Below are 25,601 nucleotides of genomic sequence, written 5' to 3'. Positions count from 1 at the left end.
AATTAATATTTTTTGATGCTAGCTAAGTGCTTTTGGACAAAGAGCATTTAGACGTAATAAGCTGTTATTACACTGATTAAGCACATTTTCGATCACGGGTTCAAAATCAATCAAACACCAACGGTCACCACAAATAGGGGCCATCACATCGACTTCAACAAGGGTGGAAAGATCGTCCGCTATGGCTGCTATATCATTGTCAAAATGGTTACCAGACACTAATAACAGCGGCACAATATTGATGCGTTTGTATTGAGCCAGTTCGCGTTTCAATGCTGGACTAATGATCTTGTAAGGGTGAGCGCCTTCAAGTGAGCAGACACGATTATTAGGCGATAGCTGCTCTAATAATGAGGTCAAATACCAAATACTGTGAAAGCCACTGTTAGCTAGATCTGGTGCGCCATGATAGATATACAGGTTCAACTGTTGTTGATCATCGCCAATGTGTTGCTGTAGCTCATTGATGACATTTGAGCTTTTTAAGCTGTGTTGTAAAATTGCAGGGGTATAAGTAATGTTGGCAAAGCTTATCTGCTGAAATGCCTCAACCACTTGCACCATGCGCTGATGTTCATCTGTTGGAAATAAATAACCAGAAACCACACAAATTTGTTTATAACCACATCGGTCGGCATAAGCTAATTGCTGCGCCAGAGTGGCAAATTGCATTTCTTCCGCGCCAGTTGTAGCTGTTGCATCAGCATTATTTTCAGCATCTTGCTTGGTCAGTAATTTCAAAACCGTGCGCGATGAGGTTGCCAGTAACACATCGGCATCAGGGAAACGCGCCGCGATTTTTTGCTTAAGAGCCACGTATTTATATTGATTTACCACTGAGCCAAAACAGCTCAAAATAATCGCGGTGCCACGGGTAAAATGTCTAAGGTGTTTCATGTGCATCCTTAAGTGGAGCTAGGGGAAAATTGGGAAAGGTTTGTTCTGTCAACGCCTCGTGCTCAGCATCGTCTAGCTTCGCTGATAATTGCCTAGCCAAAAAATCACATAAGCCACGACTAATACGCGGTCGCATTTGAGCGCCAGATAAGGTCAGCGTAAAGCCATGGGTTTGACGACTGCAGGGGTTAACAACATTACCGAGATGCGGCTGACAACTCACACACAGGAGTTTGTTCAGCCCTAAAACCTGCTGCGCCCACTGCGCAATAAACTGCTGTAACGCCACATCTTTCGGCCAAGGAATGGCTAAATAGATCAAGTCGTAGTCATGCATTGCGGCTAGTGGTAATTGATAAAAATCGGCGTTAATGACCGGCCCATCAAACGCCATTGATAGCGCTGGTGAAGCCAAGGTCATTAGGCTGACATCAGTTTGATACCGCAGTGCACTTTTGAGTTTAATCTGCCCCGCTTTGCCTGCGCCGATCACCAGCACCCGCAGCGGTTTAGAAACAATTAGCGGCATCATTTGGCGTTCTCTTTAACGGCAAGGTAGCGTGATGGAACGCACGTGTTTAACGGCGTATTTTGCTGCAAAGCACTCATCACTTTACGCCACTGTAATTCATCGAACTCATCAACATGCGACAACCACATACCGTGGTTATGCATCAATTCCGTTTGCTGTGAACCTTGATATATCACCATTGGACTGGCGTGGCCGCAACAGCCAAAGCAGTGACTACGACTGACTTTTATGCGCTCTGGGCCACGGTTTAGGCCTAACTCACGTAACAAGCAACGCAAGTCATGGGCAATACCACTTGTTAGGTGTTTGCCATTATCAGCAGTAACATCGCTTTGCGCTTTAGATTTAACGCAGCGAGCAGCATCACACACAAAAATGTGGTACGCAAAATCGCTAATGGGACGCTTAATCGGCGGACGTGATGAGCCTTTTTTACCATGAGTGGCATGGGAGACCGGCTCTGCAAGCCTTGTGTCAGGTCCCGTTGATGAAGCGGTAAAGTCACGACGGCATACGGCGATAGTCATGTTGTAACCACTATCGTTAAATTTTGTTTTTTCAAGCAGCAGCTGCGTTTGCTCGGCCCCATGTAAACAAGCCGCTTCAGCCACCGACGCCACGCCAATACAGCGCATGACGGTGGCAGAAGGATTGGCAATACCTTTAACGTCAGCTAAACAAGTTTTGTTATAGGTAATAAAAGGGCGATCAAGTTCGGCAGCAAGTTCAATAATACCTGTTTCATCGGCTTTTAAATCCACTGATACCAATGATGCAATGGCGTGCTCACTTAAATTAGCCGCCTCAAAAACCTGCTTTAGACCTTTGCGCAATACTGCCAGTGGTGTATTACGGTCACAGCCAATACCGACCACCAAAGAGCGTGGACGCCAAATTACGGTGGGCTGTTCGATTGGCAACCAGTCTGGTTGACTGAGTTGATCGCTAATCAAAATGCAGGCATTAACTTTTAGCTGATCACGCTCGGCACAGACATATTCACCGCTCTGAGCATTATTAATCAGCTTGATATGTGTCGGTAATGGATGAGAAAATGGCCACCAATGTGACTCACCCGTTTGTTGATAAATCAACACTGGGCGTTGGTTAACAATACAGGCACTCACCGGCGTAACAGCCGCTTCTGAATCAGTATCGAGCAGCCAATTAAATGGCTGCCCCATCATATCTACTGACAATGTTTGTGCATTATCAGATGCCGTAGTAACGACTGCTTGACCCGCTAAACAATGAGCAACTTGCTGGGTTAATGCATTGGCACCACCGCGATGACCGCCGCTGAAAGCCACGGCGAAATGCCCTTGTTCATCAACACAAACCACTGCAGGATCATGGCGTTTATCCACTAGCAATGGCGCTAACAATCGCGCCGCGATACCGACGCTGAACACACAAATATGTTGTTCATGCTCAGTAAAACGACTGCTTATATGGTGGCTCAAAGGTAACACAAACGCTGTTTCATGAGGTGCTAGCTTATCTGCTGTTTGTATTAGCGCATCGCTAACAAACACCTCAACCGCTGGCCATGCTTGTGCCAACTTGGCCGCTATAACGCGCCCATGCTGAGTAATGACATGCACCGCAATCGTCATTACGCCACTCCACCATGACGTAAAATGCCTTTACGTTGACGCACTGATAACTGCACTGTCGCAAAATAACAGAAATCGCTCGGTACTTCTCTTAAGTCGGTAAATACACGCTCACGTTCATCACTTGCGTAAGACACGTAGGTAGCGCAATCTAGCAATCCAAGGGGGGTTAACACTTTAATCAGTTCAGGCACCATACGACCCGATTTCAACAAAATAATCGTATCGAACTGCTCCACTAATTGCGGTAGCATGCTGACACCGTAAGTTGCTGGAACAACACAGAAACGTTCTTCACCGTCTGCCAATGGCACCTTAGTGGCCGCTGGCACTGCTGTTAATGATGTCACCCCAGGAACCACTTCAAGTTCAGGCGATTGTTCAGTAAAAATGTCCGCTAACTCATCTTGAATGTAAGCCCAAGTACTGAATACTGATGGATCACCTTCAGTGACAAATGCTACATCTTTACCTGCACTTAAATGCGCTGCAATCTGCTGTGCGCCTTGCTGCCAAGCGGGGACAGTAATAGTGTGGTCTTTCGTCATCGGGAACCATAAGTAACAACGTTCACCGACCATCTGCTCATCCGCGATGGCGCCGCGCACTATTGACCAGGCAAATGAATCCGCTTGGCCTTTATTCTTTTCAGGGATAGCTATCACATCAATATTTTTTAATAACTCAACACTACGGAGAGTCATTAAACTGCTGTCGCCTGGGCCTACGCCTACAGCGTAAAGTTTTCCTAATTTTTTGCTCATGAGTTGTCTTCTTTAGTGATCACAAATAGGTGGATTGGATTTTCAGCTTGATAACGCTGATATTGCGCCAAAGGTTGCGAGTGAGCGTGCTGTAACATCAGCACTTCAAACTGCAACTGACGCTGCTGACAAAGTTGGTAAAACTGGGCCACACTGTCGAGTGTCACCGCCGATAAAATAAGAGTTCCTTTGGGGTGTAGCGCATTGATAGCGACATCGATAATCGGGTCAACTTGCCCGCGTGTACCACCAATAAATATGGCGTTGGGGCGAGGAAGTTCGGCTAAACCAAGAGGGGCTTTTTGCTTTATGAGAGTTAGGTTATCAACTTTATGCCGGCGTTGATTACTCTCAATCAACGGGTGGCAGTCGGGGTTACATTCAACCGAAAACACCTGCCCTTGCCATGTCTGCTTTGCCGCTTCAATACCAATGGAACCAGAGCCTGCACCTATGTCCCACATCACACTGTCACGCCTTAGCCCTAATTTGGCCACGGCAATGGCACGAACACTCGCTTTAGTGATTAAGCCATTAAGCGGACTACGGCTGTGATAAGCCTCATCAGCACAGTGCTGGGTGTATCCGCCCCAATATGGTTGATTACCACGGCGCAGTAACATGACATTTAAACGGCTAAAATGTTGTTCATCTAGCTGAATTAACTCGGTAATACTGTAATGTCCAATACGTTCATTACAGCCAGCTAAGTTTTCGCAAACTGCAACACTCCACTCACTTTCATCAAACTGAGCGAGGTACTTGGCCACAACCACTGGGGTATTTTCATGGTCAGTTAATAATGCCACCGCGTCATACTGTTGCAGCTTGGCAACCAAACCTTTCAGTGCTCGACCATGGACGGACAACGTCACCAAATCATTACTGCTCATTAAGGTTTTTGCACACGCTAACTGCACGCTACTGACATTAGGCAGTACCATGACTTCAATCGGTAATTGCGCGGCTTGTACCGCGGCAATTAAGCGGCTGCCAAGCCCAAAAAACAATGGGTCACCCGATGCCAACACGCACACATCTTGCGTTTTAGCCTGTTCGATGATGCGGCTAATATAGGCGTTCAACCCGCTAGTAAACTCAATGATCTCACCGCTAAACTGCGGGAAAAAAGCTAAGTGGCGCTCAGCCCCAGCCAATGATTCAGCCATGGCTATTTCATTGATGCTGCGACTACTTAAACTCACGCAACCATCATCGCCAAGGCCAATCAAACTGATTTTCCCCATCATTTGGCAGCCTCAACCATCAACGCATGTAAACTTGAAACAATCAGCGGACTGCCGCCCTTGCGCCCCATCGAAGCGATATAATCGACATCAGACTGCTCAGTCAATGCCAGCTTAGATTCAACAGCCTTAACAAACCCTACTGGAATACCGATGATTAACGCGGGCTTGATTTCGTTTTCAGCTACCATGCGTAGTATTTCGTATAGTGCGGTAGGTGCATTACCAATACCGACAATCGCCCCATCCAGTAACCCTATATCACGCGCTTTGCGCATTGCTTCAACCGCGCGAGTCCCACCTGACTCTTTGGCCCGCTCAATGACATCGGCATCACTAATAAAACAATCAGCCTTATTGCCAAATACGTTCATGCGTTGGGCGCTTAAACCAGATTTAATCATGGTGACATCTGAGATAATTGGGCAACCCGCACGAATAGCTTCAATACCTGCTTTCATCGCGTTATCGCTAAAGCTAAACAGTGCTCCATATTCAAAATCACCACTGGTGTGAATTGCACGGCGAACCACGTTCCATTGCGCATCACTCAAATGGCTAATATCAACATGCTCCGCCACTTCGGCGTCAATAATTGAAAATGAACTGGTTTCGATATTGCGGCCTTGAGTGGTCATTTGTTTCATTTGCTGCATTAGCAGTCTCCTTGATGTGCCTGGGCTAACACAGTGCCGTCGAAATTGATGAGGCGTACAGTCAGGGCAAGTTTGTGATGTGCGTAAGCGGCGCAGTTATAAGCCGCTTTAGCGCAAAGTGCTTGATAGAATTGGGGGTGTTTTGTTGGCGGTAATAACGTCAGTAAATGACGACCGGTATTAGCTTGTATAACCGCATTTTTTAGCGCTTGATTACACTGTGTATCATCAAGCAATTGCGCCAATATAGAAAAATCGATAGCACGGCCTGTTACATGGGTCATCATGGTGCCACAGGCTAACTTGCACAGTTTGCCAATCATCACGACCACTGTGACGTGCTGTATTCTCTGCCGCACACAAGCGCGCAAACCCACGCCCATAAAGTCACCGGCCTGAATAAAACTTATCGGTTGGCATTGCGGTGCACTGCTCATGGCTTGGGCTTCGGTTCGACTGCCTGTAGTGAGGTATAACGCGGTTAATCCTTGTTGGCGGCCAACCTCAATACTTTGTCGCACAGAGGCCGCATAAGCCGAGGTTGAATAAGGATTCACAGTACCGCGGGTACCGAGAATTGAGACTCCGCCGATCAATCCGAGGCGTTGGCCAATGGTCTGCTTAGCCAATTCTTCGCCGCCAGGCACGCTGATGGTGACGTCTGCGCCAGCAAAATTAAATTGCGCTAACAAGGGCAATAAATGTTGGCAGATCATTTTTCTGGGAACGGGATTAATCGCAGGTTCACCTACCGATAATTCCAGACCCGGTAATGTCACAGTTGCCACCCCATCACCGGCAATAAAGTTAATTCCAGCGATTTGGTTAGGTCTGACAGTGGCAATAATTTCAGCCCCATGAGTACAATCAGGATCATCGCCAGCGTCTTTAATGACTCCTGCTGTAGCACTTTGATTGCCCTCAGTCATGCCGTTAATACCGTAATGGGTAACTGAGAAGATTGCACTTTGATTAATCGGTAAGTTGATTTCGACTTGGCTGCTACACTGCCCAAAAAGATGTTGTAATGCAGCCAAGCTCGCCGCTGTAGCACAGGCTCCAGTGGTAAAACCTTTACGTAATTCGGTTTTTGATTGGCTGGTTCGAATTTGAGTGAGCGTCATTCGTTACCACATACAGGGCAACGAATTAAAAAAGCAGGTATTACACGTTGGCTAAACCACATAGCAGCATCTCAAAGCAAGTAAATCGAGATGCTGAAAATCGGCACAATAAATGTGCACTCTTGATCATCGAGAGCGCCCGCTCGATTTTCAGCAATACTATTGAGGTGGATATCCTGGCTTCTGAGTCATTGCGTACTGTGTCTTCCCGGTTTCCCAGTGACCATTACAGTAAGCTATTCAGTTACAGTTGCGGGTACAGCCCAGACTTTAAATCTGATTCCCCTTTAAACCTTTCGGTTCCTCAACGTTATTACTATAAAAAGTCTTCCGCTTAAAAACACTATGATTTATTACATACAATTAGTGCATGCATTTTTTGTGTGAACTAAAACTCATTATATTATTTTTAATGACTCAAACCACACTAACACCTCAATCAGAGACTTGAGTATGTTAATTCATTTTAAAGACATTTAATTTTCGCTAACAATACATTTCCCAGATTTACTAATGTATCATGTATCAGCTGCTATAAATTTAAACAGTGACCTTAGGCGTACTAACAAGCAGCTATGACCAATCAAATACATCACCCAATACTAAAGCAGACATAAGTTTCACTTCAAATATCGCTTTATATGTTTTCAAAATTCAAATCAATGTAATAAGTCATAGTATTTATTTAGTACTCATTTGTTTGTGAGCTACTGATGATTTCGTTTCTTATTACTTTGCAGTTTAAGTTTTAAGCTTATAGCATGCTTAAAAATTAGGTGTACTACTTCAATGTAGTGTAAATGGGAATTTGGTTAAAAGCCAAAACTGTACCCGCAACTGTAATAGACGAATATACTTATATAATAGCCACTGATTAATATTGGGAAGGCATAAGTATATATTGACGCTAAAGTCAGGAAACCAGCCTAATTATTAATAAAATAATTTTAAAGATTATTTTACAACGAATATTGTCAACTCTATTTTTATGACTTTTTAAACACAAGTCAAAGATTACTGATTTATTCGTTTACTTTCATCCGGCGGGATTACCTGATGACAGCAAGCACTAGTCTTGTCTGCTCATACCTGCCCGTTATAAAGGCAATGTTAATGCAGCTATATTTGCAAGCACAATCACTTGAACAGCTAGCCCATATCACTCAAATTATGGCCATTAGCTCAACCAGTGTTCCAACTGTCGTTGATTTACATGCCCTGCTTAGCCAGATAGACAATCCACATCTCTATTACTTTACGCTATCTCGTGATAGCCCTTTAGTTAAAGAGTTTACCTCGCTCGGCTTACCTATAATGCTTGTTAATCAAGACAGCAAGCAGCTGATGACTAAATATCTGGTGGATAACACAAACCAGTCAATTAACGGCCCTATTAACAATGTTCAGAATGAAACACTAATAAAAGCCTCATTTGAGTGTTCGCAATTAGCATTATTTGCATCTGGACGACAACGATTTAACGGAACGATACACACGAGTAATGACCATTCGTTAGTTTACTGCAGTTTGAAAATGAAAATGCACGCACCACACATTAGTGACTGCCAGATTTTCCTTTGTGACCGTGAACCCTGTTTACAGAGCCAACAGCGTAAAAGCTTAATTACACAATTACGTCAATATACCCATTCAATTAGTCAAGACCGGCATTGGTGCCAATTTACTACAACCAATTGCTTAGGCCATTGTAGCCCTGGTGGCACAGCGATGATCCACCAGCACCATAGCTTGGCATTACCCCCGCTGAAATTACGTTTCATTGAACATTTATCGTTACCGCAATGGCAATCCATTATCGATGCATTACATCTTCGACGTCCATTAACCGACAGTATTGCCACATCACTTATTAACGGAGCAAAGTAATGTTCGTCATTAACAACTCTTTTAGGCCTGTAAAAAGACGTCATAGTTTACTCTTAGTCTTAATTCTGTTCAGCGCTTCGGCGACTGCAAATTGCCCGATTCCTGATCTGACCCAGCCCCCCAAAACGGTGTTAGCGCTAAATCAGACATCAATAGAAAACATGCTGCGCTTAGAGCTACAACAGAACATGGTTGCAACCGCCTATTTAGACGACACAATTCCCGCTCATTTAGCCACAAAAATGGCCGGCATCCCAGAAATTGCCACCAGCTGGCCTAGTCGTGAACAGGTGATGGCGATTAAACCTGACTTGATCTACGCCGGTTTCCCCAGTGCCTTTGGCAAAAGCACATTGGGTACACCACAGTGGTGGAAAAAACGAGATACCTCTGTGTTGGTCAACCCATATACTTGCCTGAAATCGGATTCCCCCTTGGTCTGGGCTGATGCATGGCAGGATTTACATCAGCTAGCTAAGGTATTTAATAAACAAGCTCAAGCCACTGAATTAGAACTGCAAGCCCTTAGCGAATTACCGGCACTGAACAGTGCAAAAAAACCCAAGGTATTACTGCTGGATGTTTATAGCCAGCAAGCACAAATAGGCGCTTGTTGTGGCGGTGCGGACTTAATGATCCGCTTAGCCGGTGGCGACAATGTTGGCGAGTCATTTGAGGGGCGTTGGGCCTCTTTATCCTGGGAGTCTGTTGCACAACAAAACCCCGATATTATTGTATTGGCCACCTACACGCGCAACTCCACATCGGCAATTGAAGCCAAGCTTAAACAACACCCACTGTTGTCCAAAATCAACGCTGTAAAGCACAATCGAATTATCAACATACCTTTTACAGCAACCCTAGCCTCACCTCGTATAGTAGAAGGTATTAGCGTGTTGAACTCGGTCATAACACAATGGCGATAAACACAATGCCATTACGACCAATGCTCATTATTACAGGGCTTATAGTCGCTCTACTGATGTTGTTATTTATATCCTTATTACAAGGCGCTATCGACATCAGCGTTGCTGAAGTTTATACCAGCTTACAGCAGGTTATCAGCCAACAAACAGATGGTAGCTTTGCCACTGATGTGGTTATAGAAATGCGCCTTCCACGCGCAATGCTAGCCATTCTAGTCGGTGGGTTACTTGGGCTAGCAGGCACTTTAGTACAAGCATTAGTGCGTAACCCTATGGCAGATCCCTATTTATTAGGCGTATCTAACGGAGCAGCGCTTGCGGTGGTGTTAGTGGTGGTCACAAGTGCAGGCGCACTGGTGCATCCAATGCTATTACAAACAAGTGCCTGTGTGGGTGGTTTTGTTGCTTTCGCACTCGTGATAATACTGACCTACAACCGAAATAGTCCATTGAATACAAATCAATTAATTCTTGGTGGCATTGCCATTAGCTTCATGTTATCTGCATTGACTTCACTATTAATGATCCGCGCAGACAGCCATTTACTACCGGGCATTATGCAGTGGATGATGGGCTCAATGGTCGATGCTAATTGGCCATCGCTACTGCCATTAACAATCATTCTTGCTATCGCACTAGGGATCAGCTGTTACTTCCATCGTTACTTAGATGCGCTGCTACTGGGTGATGATAAAGCCATTACACTCGGCATCAACCTCAACCGCCATAAATTAATGTGGGCAGTGTTAGTGGCAATACTCACTGGGGTTGCGGTATCTCAAGCTGGGGTTGTTGGATTTATTGGCTTAATGGTACCCCATTTTGCACGTTTTTTAGTGGGCGGGGCTCATCAATATTTACTGCCCATCGCGACCTTACTTGGCATGGTGCTATGTGTGAGTGTCGACATGTTATGTCGCACATTAATCGCACCTGAGGAACTGCCTATAGGTATTCCAATGGCATTGATTGCCATGCCTTTTTTTATCATATTAGTTCGAAGTCGCTATGCAAATTAATATCAAAAATGTCAGTTACTACTTTCGCACAAACAAAGTATTAGATGGGGTTGATTTACAGCTCCCTGCAAAGGCAAAAGTGGGCTTACTTGGTCCAAACGGTTGCGGTAAAACCACTTTACTTAAGTTACTTTGTGGATTGATTAAACCCTCTGCAGGAAGCATTAGTCTCAACCATACCCCCTTGAGCCACCATAACCGTCAACAACTTTCAGCCACCGTCGGATTAATGATGCAACACGCACCCGCGGCGCTGGATTTAACCGTTGCACAAGTTGTGGCGCTAGGGCGAATTCGTCATCGCTGTCAACAAACACTGACTGATGTCTTACAGCAAAACAGCCTAAATGACGTTGCACAAATGAGTTATAACCAACTATCAGGTGGTGAACGTCAGCGAGTGATGTTTGCGCAATTACATTATCAGCAGCCACAACTCATGCTCCTCGACGAACCGGCTAACCATTTAGACATCAATCATTGCTACCAGATCCTTAATAAGGTGAGCCGTTTACAAAACACCAGTATTGCCAGCTATCACTGTTTTAATTTAGCTGCGGTTTTTTGCGATTATCTAGTGTTAATGCAACACGGCAAAATTATTGTCAGTGGCAAGGTAGAGCAAGTACTACAACCCCATTGGCTCAAGCAAGCCTACGGTATTGACGTAGAGATCCTGCGTAATAGTCAAGGTACCCCCATTGTCAGCGTAAAAAACCAATAACCAATAGATCCAACGTAACAAACTCATTAGCCACTTAAATACAATCGAAAGGAAACAACATGAAAACGTATGCGCCGCTGCTTATGGTCCCCCTTTGCATGACACCTCTGGTTCACGCTCAATCGATTGAGGTGATGCAAATTGAAGGTCGACTTGATGAAACTTTGTCACTAAAGCAGGCCGAAAACGGCGTGGCTATGGTCACTATTGGTCGAGAGCAGATTGACCAAGCAGGTACTGCAGACCTTAACGGTATTTTACAGCAATTCGTTCCTGAGCTGACGGCTCTTTCAAAGAATGGGCGCTATGACTATGCAAGTTACTCGCTACAAGGCTCACGCTCGCAAGATATTTTATGGCTCATTGACGGTATTAGAATTAACAACCGTTTATTTGGCGGCGGCTACCTAGACAGTATCAGTACAGCAATGATTGACCGCATTGAAGTCTTACAAGCTGGCCAAGGCGTGATGTACGGTACAGATGCACTCGCCGGCGTGGTAAACATCATCACTCGTAGCTATAAGGGCACCGATGAAGGTCAAATTGGTGTTGGTATTGATACCTTAGGTTCAACTCAACTGCATGGCTATGCAAGTAGCCTTGTCGGTGAAGTTGAGCTAACTGTATTTGGTGCAAGCGATCAATCCGATGGTTATTCGCCTTGGAAAGACAGTGACTACCACTGGACGGCAACGGACAGAGAGCGCGGTTACGATGTGCAAAACTTAGGCGCTAAAATCGCATGGGACAACAGCAATACTCAAATCAGCGTAATGGCACAGTACAACCAAGCAGACCTCGATTATATGCGCAGCTATTACAATGTTGAGACACAAAACCGACGTGAACAAACCTTGCTAACGCTGAGTATTGATAGCCAGTTAACCGACACAACCCAAGCTATCATTAAAGCCTACCATCATAGCTGGGATACTGATTACTTCCGTTTATATCAATATGAAGATGGCAGCATAGATCTGCGTAACAACAATGACTATTGGGGTTTCGAAGACACCGGTGTTAAAGCTTGGTTTGAAGGTAACGCCGGACAACACTTGTGGTCATTAGGAGCAGAATACCAGCAATACAAAGGCAGCGACGTCACCATGGGATTTGAGACGGACACTGAACGTGTTACCGATGTATTTGGTCAGTTCAAACCCCGTTTTGAGTCTATTCCACATCTTAACAGTGCTGTAGGGCTTCGCTATTCAACCATTAGCGATGGTGAAGATGCACTAATTGGTGAACTAAGTGCCAAATACACGATTAACAATGCTTGGAAGTTACGATTAAGTGGCGGTAATAGCTTTCGCTTACCCACTGCTGAGAATCTTTATGCAACTGAAAACACGATGGGCAATCGTGACTTAACGCCAGAGAAAGGCCAAAACATCAATACCGGTTTTCAGTACACGAATGATGACATCAGTATTGACACCAATTTCTACTGGCGCAGTATTACCGATTTAATTGGTAGTTCACAGACTGCTGACGGTCAGTGGCAGTATGTTAACGTCGACAAAGAAGTAAATACGCTTGGACTCGGCAGTAGTATTGATTGGAGTATTAATCAGCAGTTATCAACACAATTGAGTGCGACATATAACGAAATAAATGACAAGAATGATGAGCAAACATTACTTAATATTCCAGAAGTTACCGCTAATTGGCACCTAGCATTTGATCATAGCAAGTACGATTACGGTATATGGAGTCATGTTAGTTATATTGGTAATATGGAAGCATATGATATCGAATACGGTAATTATGCTTTAGTTGATATTGGTATTTATTATAACTTTGGAAACCAAGAGCAGCACCGCCTGCAATTAAAAATAGAAAATCTATTTGATACAGATACCAAAACCGGCGTAACGCTCCCTTACAGTGATGCACCAGCGGATTACACTGACGCTATATTTACCTATGGCATTGAACGTAATGCTCAGTTGAGTTATCAGTATAACTTCTAAACAAATTATACCGACATTTGTAAAGGCTAAATATTAATTTAGCCTTTTATTTAAACAAAGGCATTAATATTCATATTTGTCATTGTGACCTCGGTTGTTTTTCAAACAAACAACAAATGCCCCTTACCTTCTATACAGGTGATCAGAAAAAGTCTTGTTAATAGTAAGCTATGATTTCTAATGCGCTTATAAACAAAATACTGCACTTAATACAACTCTGATTGGTTAAACATTGAACTGCAATTTTAAGTATTACTCTAAATATACTAGGAGAATTAACACACTTTTCTTCAATAAATTTTCATTGTGATTATTATCACGTTACCCCGTCAATTTTCTCTATATATTCGCAACCACTAAAGGGCGCTAATTTAGCTTAATCGGGAACGTGGTTAAAACCCACGGCTGTACCTGCAACTGTAAACAGAGCGAAACATTATTACCACTGGTTAACCCGGGAAGGAATGTTTCTAGATGCTGTGAGCCAGGAAACCGACCCTAAAGCACTATTGACTCAAGCGGGTTTCTTGAGCAAGTAGACTATAGATGTGTCTAGGTTTCCCAAAACTACTACATACACACTTCTATTTTCTATTCGTCAGTGGGTATTCCTTGCAATCAAAGGCGTACACCACGGCGCATTTTCCCGCAAATTTCAAACTCAAAAAATTAAAGGATAATCATGAGTTTTAAACTGCGACTTTCTATCTTAACAATGGCTATTTGCCAAACATTCGCCGCGACAGCTGCAGCCCCAGCCAATCCAACAATGGAATTAATCACCGTCACTGGTGATAGGTTTGATAACACCCCTGAACAACAACTCACAGTTATTAATACTATCGAACGTGAAGAAATCGCTCGGTTAAGCCCTAAATCAGTCGCTGATTTATTGGAAGTTTTGCCTGGTGTAAGCGTCAGCCGCGACGGTGGAGCTGGTCAATCTTCAAGCATCAGTATGCGTGGCACTAATTCTGGCCATGTTCTCGTTTTGGTTGACGGAGTACGCATCGGTTCAGCCACATTAGGAGCCGTCAGTTTTAATGCGCTTTCACCTGAAAACATTGAACGCATTGAAGTTGTCAAAGGCCCAAGAGCCGCTATTTGGGGCAGCGATGCTATTGGTGGCGTGATTCAAATTTTCACTCGTAAGCTTCAAGGCGGCGAATGGTTTGCTTCAGCGGAATATGGTAGCGATACTTATGTCCGTGGTACCGCTGGCGTGGGGCTCAGTCACGGTGACGGTAGCACTAGCTTGAGTGTTAATAGCGAGCAAAGTGACGGTTATGATATTAAAGATGATACTGAAACCGATGACGACGGTTACGACCGTGTTGGCGTCAGTATTAATGGTCAGCAGAACCTCAATCAGCAATGGTTACTCACTTGGGCAGGCCAACTGGAAACCGGCAGTTATGACTACGACAATACAACTTATTATGGTCCTGGTGTAAATGAAGCTGATTACGATAATTACTTGTGGAGTGCTGCAGCGCAATACCAAGGTGACAAGCTCACCAGTAAGCTGGCTTTAGGGCAATCTCGTGATCAAAACGAACATTTCCGTGCTGATATGCCTGAACTTGGAGTTAACCTATATGAAACAACTCGCGATCAAGTCAACTGGAGTAACCGCTACACAGCCACAAACAACCTAACCTTTATCGGCGGTGTCGACTGGTCAAATGAATCAATTGTAGGTGACTACGCCATTGATGAACGCGATATCGTCGGCCTATATGCACTTGGACGTTACCAGTTAGGTAAGCTACTGATGGAAGGTGTAGTGCGCTATGACGATGTTGAAAACATCGACAGTGAGACCTCATACAACGCCAGTTTAGCATATCAGTTTAATGATGAGTGGCGCGTCTCTTTCGCTTCAGGCACAGGCTTTAAAGCGCCAAGCTTTAACGATCTTTACTGGCCAGGTTCTGGTAACCCCGACTTGGTTTCTGAAACATCAGAAAACCTCGACTTAACCATCAACTACAGCAGCGATATGCTCCGTGGTTACCTAAGTGTCTATCAAAATAAAGTTGAAAACCTGATCCAATGGGCTCCTACCGGTGAAACCGATGACTATGGTTGGGACGTGTGGAAACCTGCCAATATTCAAGATGCTGAAATCACGGGTGTTGAATTATCCCTTAGCTACAACACTTGGGATCTGGCACATCAGTTAGGTTACAGCTATATCGACGCCATTGACGGTGCAACTGATGAGCAACTATTGGGTCGCAGCGAACATGAGTTTGATTATTCACTCAGCTATGCCTGGTCTGACTTTGACGTCCTCGTTAATTATCATTACCAAGGTGAGCGTAATGACGGCGATAACAATTACGACGGCGTAACTGACTTTTTGGATGCCTACCATCAGGTGGATCTAAGCATAGGTTACAAACTCACAGATACTTGGCAGCTCCGCCTCAAAGCAAGCAACCTACTTGATGAAGAGATCATCGCCGACCAAGACTTATTTAGCCCAGGTCGTCAGGTGTTCTTTAGTGTCAGCTACCAAGCTTTTTAATCCGCAATAATTGTAACTGCGCCGACCCTGTCGGCGCACTATTGGATATCCTCAGTAATGCCAATAAATAGTCAATCTACACCTCACATGGAAGTGAAACACCTTAATTGGGCCACGTCATCAAAGACAGTGCTCGATGACTTGAGCTTCACGATTAATAGAGGCGACTTTGTCGGCATATTAGGTCCCAATGGTGTCGGTAAGTCCTCCCTATTGCGCTGTATGTATCAATACATGACGCCCGATAGTGGCGAAATCATGTTGAATGGGCAAAATATAGCATCGATTCCTCATCGACAGTTTGCTTCAAAAGTCGCTGTCGTGTTGCAACACACCCCCGTCGGTTTTTCAATGACGGCAAAGCAACTGTTAACTACAGGTCTACTTAATCAACAAAAGTGGTGGCAAAAAATTGATCATGCCGCCGAGAAGATTGAAATAGATCGTGTTTTATCACTGGTGAATTTAACCGAGAAAGCCGAACAAGTTTTTGAATCACTTTCTGGCGGCGAGCAACAGCGACTGCTTATAGCTAGAGCATTATTGCAAAAGCCAGAAGTGTTATTACTCGACGAACCGACCAACCATCTTGATGTTGGTTATCAGGTCGAAATATTAAAATTGATAAAAGGCTTAGATATTACCGTAATCGCCAGCATTCACGACCTTAATTTGGCCAGCGCATTTTGCGATAAACTACTGTTACTGCAAGAAGGCAAGTTGATCAAAAGTGGCACACCAGCAGAAGTCTTAACTCCTACCAGTATCGAAAATATCTACGGGATCAAAACCGAAGTAGACAAGCACCCTCAAGGCGCACATCCCCGTGTAACTTACCATTTTGATGGGGGACGTCATGCGGCTGTTTAACCCTCACGTTTTATTGGCAATATTAATCCCTCTTGCTGTTATATCTCCTTTAGTTGCCATCGTACTGGGTACAGCAAACATCAGCTTAACGGAAGTGATAGGCGCTATTAGCCGCACCGTCATCAACTGTTTTGAGCCTGACTATAAAATGATGTTGGCCGACCGTATTATTATTGAACTCAGAATGCCACGAGCATTAATGGCAATGGTCTGCGGCGCAGGCTTGGCAGTATCGGGGTCGGTACTGCAAAGTGTCACCAAAAACCCACTTGCCGACCCATACCTATTTGGTATTTCAGCAGGTGCATCTCTGGGCGCCATTTTAGCGCTAACCGGCGGGCTGACTTTTCTACCATTACCTATTTGCGCCTTTCTTGGTTCGTTAATTGCCGTAGCGGTTGTGGTTGTAATGGCGCGCGATGGGCAAGTAGAAACCTTGGTGCTTTCAGGTGTAGCTATCTCTTTTTTGCTGTCTTCAATTGCCAATTTAGTCCTTTACTTTGGCGACCCTCAAGCGATGCAAGCGGTACTATTTTGGTCACTGGGTAGCTTTAGCCGTGCCACTTGGGACACTTTAATGGTACCCGGCTTTATCGTGCTATTTGCGACCATTATTATCTACCAATTTCAGCGTCCGCTTCAGGCTCTTATGGCCGGAGATGAAAGTGCACATACACAAGGTGTGGCCGTATTACCACTTCGTCTAGGCATGTTGATGCTAACCGCTTTAATGACCTCTTCACTCGTTGCTGCATGTGGTGGGATTGGGTTTGTGGGCTTAATGGTGCCGCACATTGTGCGCATGTTAATCGGCTCAGCCAGTTCAAGTTCTCTGATTGCAACGGCTCTACTAGGCGGCGTATTAATGGTGTGGGTCGATTTATTAGCCAGACTCATTTTACCCTCGCAAGAACTTCCCGTAGGCGTCATGACAGCCATGTTAGGCAGTGTCTTTTTCATCGGTTTACTGGTTAAACGGAAACAAGGTATTAGATAGATGAAACAATTAATTATGGGTGGTGCACGTTCAGGTAAAAGTCGCTTAGCACAAGAATATGCCAAGCAGTGGCAAACTCGCACCCAAGGTGAAGTGATTGTTATCGCCACCGCTGATAATACTGCAGGCGCAATGGCTAAGCGTATTGCGCACCATAAAAGCCAGCGGCCACAACAATGGCAGTTGGTCGAAACCGCCCTAGATTTGGCTAAGGTATTACAACAAGAGAGCCGCAGCGACAACCTCATTTTAGTTGACTGTTTAACCTTGTGGTTATCCAACATTCAACTAAGCGAACGCGTTTGGGGCCAAGAGAAACAAGCCTTACTTGATGCGCTAACGCAAGCGCCTGGCGAAGTAGTCCTCATCAGTAACGAAGTTGGCCAAGGCGTGGTGCCGCTAGGGGAATTATCCAGAGAGTTTGTCGATGAGTCAGGTTGGCTCCACCAAAGCCTAAGCAAGCAGCTTGACCGTGTTACGGTGGCGATTGCCGGCTTGCCCTTGGTGATCAAGTCAGAGGTACTATAAGTGAGGTATCTAACTATTTTGCTAGCAGCGTGCCTGACATTTTCCAGCAGCTTTTACGCCAATGCAGAGCAACAACCCCGCTTGGTGGTGCTCTCCCCTCATGCAGTAGAGATGTTATTCGCCATCGGCGCTGGAGACACCATTGTTGGTACTGTCGACTATGCTGATTACCCGAGTGCAGCCAATGACATTCAACGAATTGGTCGATTTGATTTTATTGATTATGAAGCCGTGATGCTACTGCAACCTGACGCCATCGTGGTTAACACCAGCACCACAACAGCGCCGATGCAGGCTAGATTAAAACAACTCGGATTTACCCTTATAGACTCTAATGTCACCGAACTAAAAGACATCCCGCTACGCTTACATGAACTTGGTGAACTAACTGGGCATGTCGCCCAAGCTAAACAAAGTGCCGACAAATTTGAGCAAACCTTACAAGACTTAAAAACTAGCTATCAAAGCCTGCCCCCTGTAAATGTTTTCTATCAAGTATGGCCAATGCCACTGACAACCACAGCCAGCAGCTGGATGAATGAAATATTTGACGGTTGTGGCGCAAATAATGTGTTCGCCAGCAGTGTCAGTGATTACCCACAAGTTAGCCTCGAACAGGTACTTAGTTCTACTCCAGAGGTGATTATTAAACCGGTATACCATGGCAACAGTAATCAAGAGGCTATCAATTGGGTTGAGTGGCCAGAGATCCCCGCAGTGGCCAATAAACAAATCATCACTATTCAAGGCGATCTGATCCATAGAACTGGGCCGCGTGTACTCAAAGGCATGCTAGAGATCTGTGAAATAGTCAATCAAGCCAGAAGTCAAAAAGAGTCGCAACCACAGGTAATGGATCAATGATCAGCTTATACATTGGCGGCGCCAGAAGTGGTAAGTCGGGTTTGGCTGAGCAAGAAGTAATAGCACACACCTCGCCAACCACCTATATTGCAACAGCGACGCCGAGTACCTCAATGGCTGAGCGTATAACCTTGCATCAGCAACAAAGGCCCCGCAGTTGGACCACCTTAGAAACACCGCTAGCATTGGCGACAGCATTAAAAAGTGCAGATCAGCCAAACAGCGTGATTATCGTTGACTGCCTCACGTTATGGCTGACAAACCAGCTGATGGCGCAAAATAATTTAAGCGAGCAAATTGAGCAGCTTTGTCACACCATCAGCTCACTGCAATGCCATCTTGTTTTGGTCAGTACCGAGGTTGGACAAAGCTTGATCCCTGATGATGACATGAGCCAAGCCTTTGTTGCCGCCAGTGGAATAATGCATCAAAAAATTGCCGCTATCGCTGACAATGTCTATTTCTGCCAAGCCAAGCTTGCCGTTAATTTAAAAGCGCCTGTTCGCTCACTGATGGGAAAGACTCAATGAGCTCACATCTAATGAACTATTGTGAATTTACGCTGTTGCGCCATGGTCAACCAGAACAAGCTGATTGCCTACTGGGGCGAACTAATCCACCACTCACGGCCAAAGGTTGGCAGCAAATGCAGCTCAGTAGTACTGGATTAACCTTTGACCTCATCATCAGCTCTCCTTTAAGCCGATGCCACGCTTACGCTCGGCATTTAGCTCAACAGCATAATAGTCAGTTGATTGTCGATAGTGACTGGCAAGAATTGGATTTTGGCGACTGGGATGGACAAGCCATTAATTCGCTATGGGAAGACCAGCACGGCTATGGAGAGTACTGGCAAGCACCTTTTGACCATACGCCCCCCAATGGCGAAACCACAACGGCACTGTTACAGCGACTCACTAGCAGTATCGGCCGATTAAGCCGTGAATATGCAGGGCAACGGATCCTTATTGTTAGCCATTCCGGCGTAATGCGAATGCTACTCGCTTGGCTGCTCAACAGCACCCAACAAGGGAACCCACACCTGAGCCGTGTTCAACTAGAACATGCTGCAGTACTGCAATTCAATACCTATATCGATGAGGCGAACACGCTGTGGCCTCAGCTTCAAGGACTGAGCAACCCTTCTGTCTCTCTACACTCTCAGGTGGATAATTAAATGAAAACGATCTGTTTTAATATCTTAAATGGTGCCGCTACTCACCTACCGGGCCTGCATCAATTATCTGATGCCGGCGTAGGGCAAAACCTGATGCACCTAACCCCTACCCGAGATGCAGAGTTAATGACATGTGGTCAAAGTCATACCCCATTACCCGGACCAGCCATCAGCTCCGACGGTCTTCTAGGCAATCGCGGCGTCAGTCCTGCGGTTCTCAGTCGCGGTTTGCTGAGGATGTTCCATAAAGCGGGTTATAACATTGAATTTAATAGTTTCAACTTCAATGTACCAAAACCGCTAACAACTCAACAATCCTGGTTAACGGTTAATCAGCATTTCGGTGGGGTTAATAGCAATACTGATGAGCTGGTAAAGCAACATTTATTACCGACTTTAGCAGATCAGGCAAAGCGCGGTGCAATCAGCTTATTAGCTGAATGTGGCGTTGGCGGTACTACATTTTCAACATTGTGGTTACGACTATTAACGGACTTGCGGATCTCACCAGCGGGGAGTACTCAAGACCAAGAAAAACTCGCCATAAAGTCCGCCATACTGGCACAATTAGAACAAGATTACCGACAAGAAACCCCTTATTTCAACCTCGATAAACTGCTGGTAACCCCCAAGTTTCATGATGAAATTCAGCGCGCCATTTGTACACTGATAAATGAGTGGCCAAAGCCGCTGCCTTTACCTACTTTTGTTGGCGGCATGATGTTTGTCGCGCCACTGCTAGCAAGCAGAAAAGCAAATCGCTTAGACCAAGCCGTTAAAATCTCTACCACCCGCTGGGTGTTGCAAGGTGACGGTTCGCAGATTTTAAAACACCTGAATGACCAAGATACCATTGGCGTTAATACCACCCAATTCAATGAATCAACCATGGACTGCATCAAGGTTTATGAGCAAGGAAAGGTCGTTGAAGGCTGCGGTTTAGGCGGTTGCCTTGTATTAGCTGAAGAGTTGGGCTGGAGTGAGCAAGACATCATCAAAGCATTAGAGCAAGCAGTTCACAGTCATCTTAATCATTTCCAAGCAAAAGATATTTCATTAGAGGAACACATTGCATGAGCGGATATAAACTGATGGTGCAAGGCACTACCAGCGATGCAGGTAAAAGCGTTATGGTTGCTGGACTTTGCCGAGTGCTAGCGCGTAAAGGCATAAAAGTCGCCCCTTTTAAACCACAAAATATGGCACTTAATAGTGCTGTCACTACCGACGGTGGTGAGATTGGCCGCGCGCAAGCGGTACAAGCACAAGCGTGTAACCTGCCATTAAGCGTACATATGAACCCAGTACTGCTAAAGCCCAATACCGACACTGGCGCACAAGTTATTATTCGCGGCCAAGCCATTGAAGATATGAATGCCGTTAAATACCACAGCTTTAAACCGCAATTACTCGAAATGGTATTAGACAGTTTTGACATTCTTGGCCAAGGCATGCAGGCCAGACTCGTTGAAGGTGCAGGCAGCCCTGCAGAAGTGAATTTACGCGAGCACGATATTGCCAATATGGGCTTTGCCCTTGCCGCAAATACCCCAGTGGTTATTGTGGCAGATATTGACCGCGGCGGCGTATTTGCCCACTTACATGGCACTTTTGATCTGCTTTCTGCTGCAGAAAAATTGCTGGTAAAAGGCTTTATTATTAATCGCTTTAGAGGCGATATCGCCTTACTAGAAAGCGGACTGACTTGGCTTACCGAGAAAACGGGGGTTCCAGTCATTGGCGTAGTACCTTATTTGCACGGCCTCTACCTTGAAGCTGAAGACGCAATTAACCAACAGCAACTTGACGACGAAAGCCATTTTAAAATCGTGGTGCCGGGTCTGCCGCGCATCAGTAATCATACCGATTTTGATGCATTAAGACTTCACCCAGGTGTTGACCTTTGCTTTGTTAAACCAGGCGACGAACTGCCGCCTGCTGACTTAATCATTTTACCGGGTTCTAAAAGCGTTCGAGGCGATTTAAACGCACTACGAGATCGTGGCTGGGATAAGCAAATCGCTCGACACCTAAGATTCGGAGGCAAGTTAATTGGCATTTGTGGAGGCTACCAAATGCTTGGTCATAGTATCAATGACCCATATGGTATTGAAGGTCAAATAGGCAGCAGTGAAGGGCTTGGCTATTTAAATATCGCCACCACGCTCGATAAAAACAAAACTCTCAAACAGGTAAACGGTGAGCTCAAACTTAATGGCGAAACTCACCCTGTAAAAGGCTATGAGATCCATGCTGGTATTAGCAACGTTAACGAAACTCAACCGATAACATTAGGCACAAAAACTAACAGCTATGCAGATGGCGCAATATGCCCACAGAACCAAGTCTTCGGTACTTATCTTCATGGCGTGTTCGATGAGCCACAAGCCTGCGACGCTCTGCTTAACTGGGCCGGTTACCACCAACAAAAAGCGCGTGATATGTCAGTGCTGCGAGAAGAAAACCTTAATCGACTCGCCGACAGTCTTGAACAGTCGTTAGATCTTGATTCGCTATTTGGCGACATTGAGGGTTGGCACTAATGAGTCACAAACGCGCCTATTGCCCTGCCTTGTTTATTACGGCTCCAAATAGCGACAGCGGTAAAACGACTTTGGTTGCCGCGATGGCAAGATATTGGCGCAATCAAGGCAAACAAGTCAGAGTGTTTAAAACTGGTCCTGATTTTATTGACCCTATCTTTCATGAGTTTGCCAGCGGCCATCCCGCTTACCAGCTTGACCTTGGTATGATGGGGGAAACCATCTGCAAACAACATTTGTACCAAGCAGCCTTGGAAGCCGACCTCATACTTATTGAAGGCGTGATGGGCATGTTTGACGGTGCTAACAGCAGCGCAGCACTAGCAGCAACATTTGGCATTCCGTTGCTCGCAGTCATCCCAGCAGCAAAGATGGCACAAACTTTTGGCGCGATCGCTTACGGTTTGGCTCACTACCAAAGTGATGTCAATTTGTTCGGCGTTATCGCCAACTATGTCGGCAGCCCCGGCCACGCCACCATGCTTAAAGATAGCCTCCCCGAGGGTATTGAGTTTTGTGGCGCGATGCCCAGAGATGCTAGCCTAGCCCTACCAGAAAGGCACCTTGGTCTAGTGCAAGCACAAGAGCTCGAAGGGATCGAGCAGTGGCTAGAAAAAACCGCTGAAGTGCTCGGAAACAGCTGCGAATTACCGCTACCTGAACCGGTTTGCTTCGCAGCGCCATTAACCGATGACGGCCAGTTTTTATCATCAACCACAACATCATTTTTGTCTTCAAAGCCACTGCAGGGGCAAACTATTGCCGTCGCTAAAGATGCTGCATTTTCATTTATCTATCGCGACAATATCACCTTACTTGAATGTGCAGGGGCTAACATAAAGTATTTCTCCCCCATCAACGATGCTGTACTCCCAAACGCTGATAGTCTCTATCTTCCGGGTGGCTATCCCGAGTTACATCTAGACGCGTTAAGCAGCAACAAATCCATGTGCCAATCGATAAAACAACATATTGCGAGCCAGAAACCGACCTTAGCCGAGTGCGGCGGCATGTTGTACCTGCTCGATGAACTGACCACAAAAAGTGGCGATAAAGCCCATATGCTCGGCGCAATCTCAGGCTCTGCCACCATGCAGCACAAGCTGCAAGGTTTAGGTATGCTCAGCGCCGAAATTGATGGTCACACTATGAGTGGTCACTGTTTTCATTATTCAAAATCAGACATTGCATTAACCCCGATTGCCACTGCCTCACAAGCTGGTAAGCACCGCATGCAGGAAAAAATATTTCTGCAGCATAATACCCTCGCCTCTTATGTGCATTGGTACCTACCCAGCGCACCAAAACTGGCTTGCCAGCTGTTTCTTGGGCAAATCCACTCAACCAATGAGCGTGTAACATGAAACGACACATAGGGGCTATTCTCGCCGCAGCCAGCTTTTTAACGCGTTTACCTATGCCACTATGGGTCGTTAAAGACAGCCAAGCAATCTCGCAGGCTAGCCGCTGGTTCTCGCTAATAGGCTTATTTATTGGCTTGGTTGCCGCTGGCTTACTGTTTAGCTTAAGCGCCTTAATGGGCCAAGCCTTAGCGACGGTCTTAACCTTAGTGTTGGTCATTTTACTGACCGGAGCATTTCATGAGGATGGCTTGGCCGATCTTTGCGACGGTTTTGGTGGCGGTTGGGAAAAAAGCCGCAAACTGGCGATTATGAAAGACAGCCAAATCGGTGTTTATGGGGTTTTGGCGCTGATCTGCTCGTTTGCTATCAAGCTGATGGCTTTGCATCAATTGCCACTCATACAAGCCTGTAGTGCGTTAATCATATGCCATGCCGCCAGTCGTGCTATTGCTGGGCTCGTTGCCGTTTTCCTGCCTTACGCCAGAGAAGACGACAACAACAAAACCCCACAAAAGGACGCCAAACTCCCTATCAGAGATCGATTGATTTTAGGTGTTTTCGGCATATTACCTCTGCTGATTTTACCCTTAAACGCCGCCCTGATCTTAGTCGCTATCTGGCTAGCGACCTTTGTCGGTTTGCTTAAATTAATGCAGCGCCATATTCAAGGCTACACCGGAGATACCCTAGGGGCTACTCAACAGATTATAGAGATCTCCGGCCTAATATTTTTTGTTATTTACCACTTTCAAATGACGGTACCAATATGAGTTATAACCCAAAGAAACAACAGCAACACAAAGAAAATGTCGAAAAAGCCGTCGAGAATGCCCAAGAAGAACGCGGCCAACTTTTGGTTATTACGGGTAATGGTAAAGGTAAAACCACCGCAGGTTTTGGCAATATCGTTCGCGCCTTAGGCCATCAACAAAAAGTTGCAGTAGTGCAATTTGTCAAAGGCGTCGGCGAATGTGGTGAGCGTAACTTGCTTGAGTCACTCAAGGTGCCTTTTCATACCATGGCAACCGGATTTAGCTGGAATAGCGAAGACAAGGCCAAAGACAAACTCGCCGCTCAGCAAGCGTGGCAACAAGCCAAAATCTGGCTACAAGATCCTAGCATCGACGTGCTGTTGCTAGATGAACTCACTTACATGATCACTTGGGACTTTATTGAGCTAGACGACATCATCACGACCCTGAAACAACGCCCTACAGAGATGTCGGTCGTGATCACTGGTAGAGCAGCCCACAGAGAGCTTAAAGAATACGCCGATACCGTGAGCGAAGTGCGCCCTGAAAAACATGCTTTTCATCAAGGACTCAAAGCCCGCAAAGGCCTTGACTGGTAATTA

The 25,601-nt window shown here is 45.5% G+C and carries 24 protein-coding genes and 3 riboswitches; of the genes, 17 read left to right on the top strand and 7 right to left on the bottom strand.

Annotation, left to right across the window (positions count from 1 at the left end):
* Positions 1-18 precede the first annotated feature (18 nt).
* Genes RGE70_RS08550 through RGE70_RS08520 form a run of 7 tightly spaced genes read right to left on the bottom strand, consistent with a single transcriptional unit; the run spans position 19 to position 6,836 of the window.
* Positions 19-897 (bottom strand): sirohydrochlorin cobaltochelatase, encoded by an 879-nt coding sequence (locus RGE70_RS08550; RefSeq protein WP_310471053.1) that lies wholly within the window; start codon positions 895-897, stop codon positions 19-21.
* Positions 884-1,429 (bottom strand): NAD(P)-dependent oxidoreductase, encoded by a 546-nt coding sequence (locus RGE70_RS08545; RefSeq protein WP_310471052.1) that lies wholly within the window; start codon positions 1,427-1,429, stop codon positions 884-886. The genes RGE70_RS08550 and RGE70_RS08545 overlap by 14 nt, the downstream gene beginning before the upstream one ends.
* Entirely contained in the window at positions 1,426-3,045 is a 1,620-nt protein-coding gene (locus RGE70_RS08540; RefSeq protein ID WP_310471051.1) for a cobalamin biosynthesis protein, read from the bottom strand. Before RGE70_RS08540 ends, RGE70_RS08545 begins: the two co-directional genes overlap by 4 nt.
* A complete protein-coding gene (cobI, locus tag RGE70_RS08535; protein WP_310471050.1) occupies positions 3,045-3,809 on the bottom strand; it encodes a precorrin-2 C(20)-methyltransferase in 765 nt (254 codons plus the stop codon). Before cobI ends, RGE70_RS08540 begins: the two co-directional genes overlap by 1 nt.
* Positions 3,806-5,059 carry a precorrin-6y C5,15-methyltransferase (decarboxylating) subunit CbiE gene (gene cbiE, locus RGE70_RS08530; protein ID WP_310471049.1) on the bottom strand — a complete coding sequence of 418 codons (1,254 nt, stop codon included), beginning with the start codon at positions 5,057-5,059 and terminating at the stop codon, positions 3,806-3,808. The genes cobI and cbiE overlap by 4 nt, the downstream gene beginning before the upstream one ends.
* Positions 5,056-5,712 (bottom strand): precorrin-8X methylmutase, encoded by a 657-nt coding sequence (locus RGE70_RS08525; RefSeq protein WP_310471048.1) that lies wholly within the window; start codon positions 5,710-5,712, stop codon positions 5,056-5,058. Before RGE70_RS08525 ends, cbiE begins: the two co-directional genes overlap by 4 nt.
* Positions 5,712-6,836 (bottom strand): cobalt-precorrin-5B (C(1))-methyltransferase, encoded by a 1,125-nt coding sequence (locus tag RGE70_RS08520; RefSeq protein ID WP_310471047.1) that lies wholly within the window; start codon positions 6,834-6,836, stop codon positions 5,712-5,714. The genes RGE70_RS08525 and RGE70_RS08520 overlap by 1 nt, the downstream gene beginning before the upstream one ends.
* 149 nt (positions 6,837-6,985) lie before the next feature.
* Positions 6,986-7,158: riboswitch (cobalamin riboswitch) on the bottom strand.
* Positions 7,159-7,593: 435 nt separating this feature from the next.
* Positions 7,594-7,780: riboswitch (cobalamin riboswitch) on the top strand.
* Positions 7,781-7,949: 169 nt separating this feature from the next.
* Here RGE70_RS08520 and RGE70_RS08515 point away from each other — a divergent pair.
* The 17 genes from RGE70_RS08515 to cobO all read left to right on the top strand — a co-directional run bounded on the left by RGE70_RS08515 (position 7,950) and on the right by cobO (position 25,598).
* A complete protein-coding gene (locus RGE70_RS08515; RefSeq protein WP_310471046.1) occupies positions 7,950-8,723 on the top strand; it encodes a hypothetical protein in 774 nt (257 codons plus the stop codon).
* Positions 8,723-9,649, top strand: a complete 927-nt coding sequence (locus RGE70_RS08510; protein WP_310471045.1) for an ABC transporter substrate-binding protein — start codon at positions 8,723-8,725, stop codon at positions 9,647-9,649. Before RGE70_RS08515 ends, RGE70_RS08510 begins: the two co-directional genes overlap by 1 nt.
* 5 nt (positions 9,650-9,654) lie before the next feature.
* Positions 9,655-10,668 (top strand): FecCD family ABC transporter permease, encoded by a 1,014-nt coding sequence (locus RGE70_RS08505; RefSeq protein WP_310471044.1) that lies wholly within the window; start codon positions 9,655-9,657, stop codon positions 10,666-10,668.
* The gene (locus tag RGE70_RS08500; protein ID WP_310471043.1) at positions 10,658-11,392 is read left to right on the top strand and encodes an ABC transporter ATP-binding protein; all 735 of its coding nucleotides are present in this window, start codon (positions 10,658-10,660) and stop codon (positions 11,390-11,392) included. Before RGE70_RS08505 ends, RGE70_RS08500 begins: the two co-directional genes overlap by 11 nt.
* Before the next feature lie 59 nt (positions 11,393-11,451).
* Positions 11,452-13,371 (top strand): TonB-dependent receptor plug domain-containing protein, encoded by a 1,920-nt coding sequence (locus RGE70_RS08495; RefSeq protein ID WP_310471042.1) that lies wholly within the window; start codon positions 11,452-11,454, stop codon positions 13,369-13,371.
* 344 nt (positions 13,372-13,715) lie between these two features.
* A riboswitch (cobalamin riboswitch) is annotated at positions 13,716-13,886 on the top strand.
* Between the two features lie 167 nt (positions 13,887-14,053).
* Positions 14,054-15,904: a TonB-dependent receptor domain-containing protein gene (locus tag RGE70_RS08490; RefSeq protein WP_310471041.1), complete on the top strand. Its 1,851-nt coding sequence runs from the start codon at positions 14,054-14,056 to the stop codon at positions 15,902-15,904.
* A 57-nt stretch (positions 15,905-15,961) separates the two neighbouring features.
* A complete protein-coding gene (locus tag RGE70_RS08485) occupies positions 15,962-16,774 on the top strand; it encodes an ABC transporter ATP-binding protein (protein ID WP_310471040.1) in 813 nt (270 codons plus the stop codon).
* Positions 16,761-17,771 carry a FecCD family ABC transporter permease gene (locus RGE70_RS08480; RefSeq protein WP_310471039.1) on the top strand — a complete coding sequence of 337 codons (1,011 nt, stop codon included), beginning with the start codon at positions 16,761-16,763 and terminating at the stop codon, positions 17,769-17,771. Before RGE70_RS08485 ends, RGE70_RS08480 begins: the two co-directional genes overlap by 14 nt.
* Positions 17,772-18,299: a bifunctional adenosylcobinamide kinase/adenosylcobinamide-phosphate guanylyltransferase gene (gene cobU, locus RGE70_RS08475; protein ID WP_310471038.1), complete on the top strand. Its 528-nt coding sequence runs from the start codon at positions 17,772-17,774 to the stop codon at positions 18,297-18,299.
* Positions 18,300-19,163, top strand: coding sequence for a cobalamin-binding protein (locus RGE70_RS08470; RefSeq protein WP_310471037.1), 864 nt, complete (start codon positions 18,300-18,302; stop codon positions 19,161-19,163).
* Positions 19,160-19,693: a bifunctional adenosylcobinamide kinase/adenosylcobinamide-phosphate guanylyltransferase gene (cobU, locus tag RGE70_RS08465; RefSeq protein WP_310471036.1), complete on the top strand. Its 534-nt coding sequence runs from the start codon at positions 19,160-19,162 to the stop codon at positions 19,691-19,693. Before RGE70_RS08470 ends, cobU (RGE70_RS08465) begins: the two co-directional genes overlap by 4 nt.
* Entirely contained in the window at positions 19,690-20,340 is a 651-nt protein-coding gene (locus RGE70_RS08460; protein WP_310471035.1) for a histidine phosphatase family protein, read from the top strand. The genes cobU (RGE70_RS08465) and RGE70_RS08460 overlap by 4 nt, the downstream gene beginning before the upstream one ends.
* Complete coding sequence (locus RGE70_RS08455) at positions 20,341-21,417, top strand: nicotinate-nucleotide--dimethylbenzimidazole phosphoribosyltransferase family protein (protein WP_310471034.1); 1,077 nt, start codon at positions 20,341-20,343, stop codon at positions 21,415-21,417.
* A complete protein-coding gene (locus tag RGE70_RS08450; protein WP_310471033.1) occupies positions 21,414-22,883 on the top strand; it encodes a cobyric acid synthase in 1,470 nt (489 codons plus the stop codon). Before RGE70_RS08455 ends, RGE70_RS08450 begins: the two co-directional genes overlap by 4 nt.
* Positions 22,883-24,247: a cobyrinic acid a,c-diamide synthase CobB gene (locus tag RGE70_RS08445; protein ID WP_310471032.1), complete on the top strand. Its 1,365-nt coding sequence runs from the start codon at positions 22,883-22,885 to the stop codon at positions 24,245-24,247. Before RGE70_RS08450 ends, RGE70_RS08445 begins: the two co-directional genes overlap by 1 nt.
* A complete protein-coding gene (gene cobS / locus RGE70_RS08440; RefSeq protein WP_310471031.1) occupies positions 24,244-25,017 on the top strand; it encodes an adenosylcobinamide-GDP ribazoletransferase in 774 nt (257 codons plus the stop codon). The genes RGE70_RS08445 and cobS overlap by 4 nt, the downstream gene beginning before the upstream one ends.
* Positions 25,014-25,598 (top strand): cob(I)yrinic acid a,c-diamide adenosyltransferase, encoded by a 585-nt coding sequence (gene cobO / locus RGE70_RS08435; RefSeq protein WP_310471030.1) that lies wholly within the window; start codon positions 25,014-25,016, stop codon positions 25,596-25,598. Before cobS ends, cobO begins: the two co-directional genes overlap by 4 nt.
* The last annotated feature ends 3 nt before the right edge of the window (positions 25,599-25,601 follow it).

It is taken from the genome of Shewanella youngdeokensis (assembly GCF_033180165.1).
Lineage (GTDB): Bacteria > Pseudomonadota > Gammaproteobacteria > Enterobacterales > Shewanellaceae > Shewanella > Shewanella youngdeokensis.
The sequence above is the reverse complement of the archived record's forward strand: the minus strand, read 5'-3'. Positions and strand labels throughout refer to the sequence as shown.

Excerpts from the sequence above, each read along its gene's own strand:
- cobS (WP_310471031.1), top strand. The coding sequence starts at position 24,244 with ATGAAACGACACATAGGGGCTATTCTCGCCGCAGCCAGCTTTTTAACG.
- RGE70_RS08450 (WP_310471033.1), top strand. The coding sequence starts at position 21,414 with ATGAGCGGATATAAACTGATGGTGCAAGGCACTACCAGCGATGCAGGT.
- RGE70_RS08520 (WP_310471047.1), bottom strand. The coding sequence starts at position 6,836 with ATGACGCTCACTCAAATTCGAACCAGCCAATCAAAAACCGAATTACGT.
- RGE70_RS08540 (WP_310471051.1), bottom strand. The coding sequence starts at position 3,045 with ATGACGATTGCGGTGCATGTCATTACTCAGCATGGGCGCGTTATAGCG.
- RGE70_RS08505 (WP_310471044.1), top strand. The coding sequence starts at position 9,655 with ATGCCATTACGACCAATGCTCATTATTACAGGGCTTATAGTCGCTCTA.
- RGE70_RS08495 (WP_310471042.1), top strand. The coding sequence starts at position 11,452 with ATGAAAACGTATGCGCCGCTGCTTATGGTCCCCCTTTGCATGACACCT.
- RGE70_RS08480 (WP_310471039.1), top strand. The coding sequence starts at position 16,761 with ATGCGGCTGTTTAACCCTCACGTTTTATTGGCAATATTAATCCCTCTT.
- RGE70_RS08460 (WP_310471035.1), top strand. The coding sequence starts at position 19,690 with ATGAGCTCACATCTAATGAACTATTGTGAATTTACGCTGTTGCGCCAT.
- RGE70_RS08510 (WP_310471045.1), top strand. The coding sequence starts at position 8,723 with ATGTTCGTCATTAACAACTCTTTTAGGCCTGTAAAAAGACGTCATAGT.
- RGE70_RS08445 (WP_310471032.1), top strand. The coding sequence starts at position 22,883 with ATGAGTCACAAACGCGCCTATTGCCCTGCCTTGTTTATTACGGCTCCA.
- cobU (WP_310471036.1), top strand. The coding sequence starts at position 19,160 with ATGATCAGCTTATACATTGGCGGCGCCAGAAGTGGTAAGTCGGGTTTG.
- RGE70_RS08545 (WP_310471052.1), bottom strand. The coding sequence starts at position 1,429 with ATGATGCCGCTAATTGTTTCTAAACCGCTGCGGGTGCTGGTGATCGGC.
- RGE70_RS08515 (WP_310471046.1), top strand. The coding sequence starts at position 7,950 with ATGCAGCTATATTTGCAAGCACAATCACTTGAACAGCTAGCCCATATC.
- RGE70_RS08500 (WP_310471043.1), top strand. The coding sequence starts at position 10,658 with ATGCAAATTAATATCAAAAATGTCAGTTACTACTTTCGCACAAACAAA.
- RGE70_RS08490 (WP_310471041.1), top strand. The coding sequence starts at position 14,054 with ATGAGTTTTAAACTGCGACTTTCTATCTTAACAATGGCTATTTGCCAA.
- cobI (WP_310471050.1), bottom strand. The coding sequence starts at position 3,809 with ATGAGCAAAAAATTAGGAAAACTTTACGCTGTAGGCGTAGGCCCAGGC.
- cobU (WP_310471038.1), top strand. The coding sequence starts at position 17,772 with ATGAAACAATTAATTATGGGTGGTGCACGTTCAGGTAAAAGTCGCTTA.
- RGE70_RS08455 (WP_310471034.1), top strand. The coding sequence starts at position 20,341 with ATGAAAACGATCTGTTTTAATATCTTAAATGGTGCCGCTACTCACCTA.
- cobO (WP_310471030.1), top strand. The coding sequence starts at position 25,014 with ATGAGTTATAACCCAAAGAAACAACAGCAACACAAAGAAAATGTCGAA.
- RGE70_RS08525 (WP_310471048.1), bottom strand. The coding sequence starts at position 5,712 with ATGCAGCAAATGAAACAAATGACCACTCAAGGCCGCAATATCGAAACC.
- RGE70_RS08550 (WP_310471053.1), bottom strand. The coding sequence starts at position 897 with ATGAAACACCTTAGACATTTTACCCGTGGCACCGCGATTATTTTGAGC.
- cbiE (WP_310471049.1), bottom strand. The coding sequence starts at position 5,059 with ATGATGGGGAAAATCAGTTTGATTGGCCTTGGCGATGATGGTTGCGTG.
- RGE70_RS08485 (WP_310471040.1), top strand. The coding sequence starts at position 15,962 with ATGCCAATAAATAGTCAATCTACACCTCACATGGAAGTGAAACACCTT.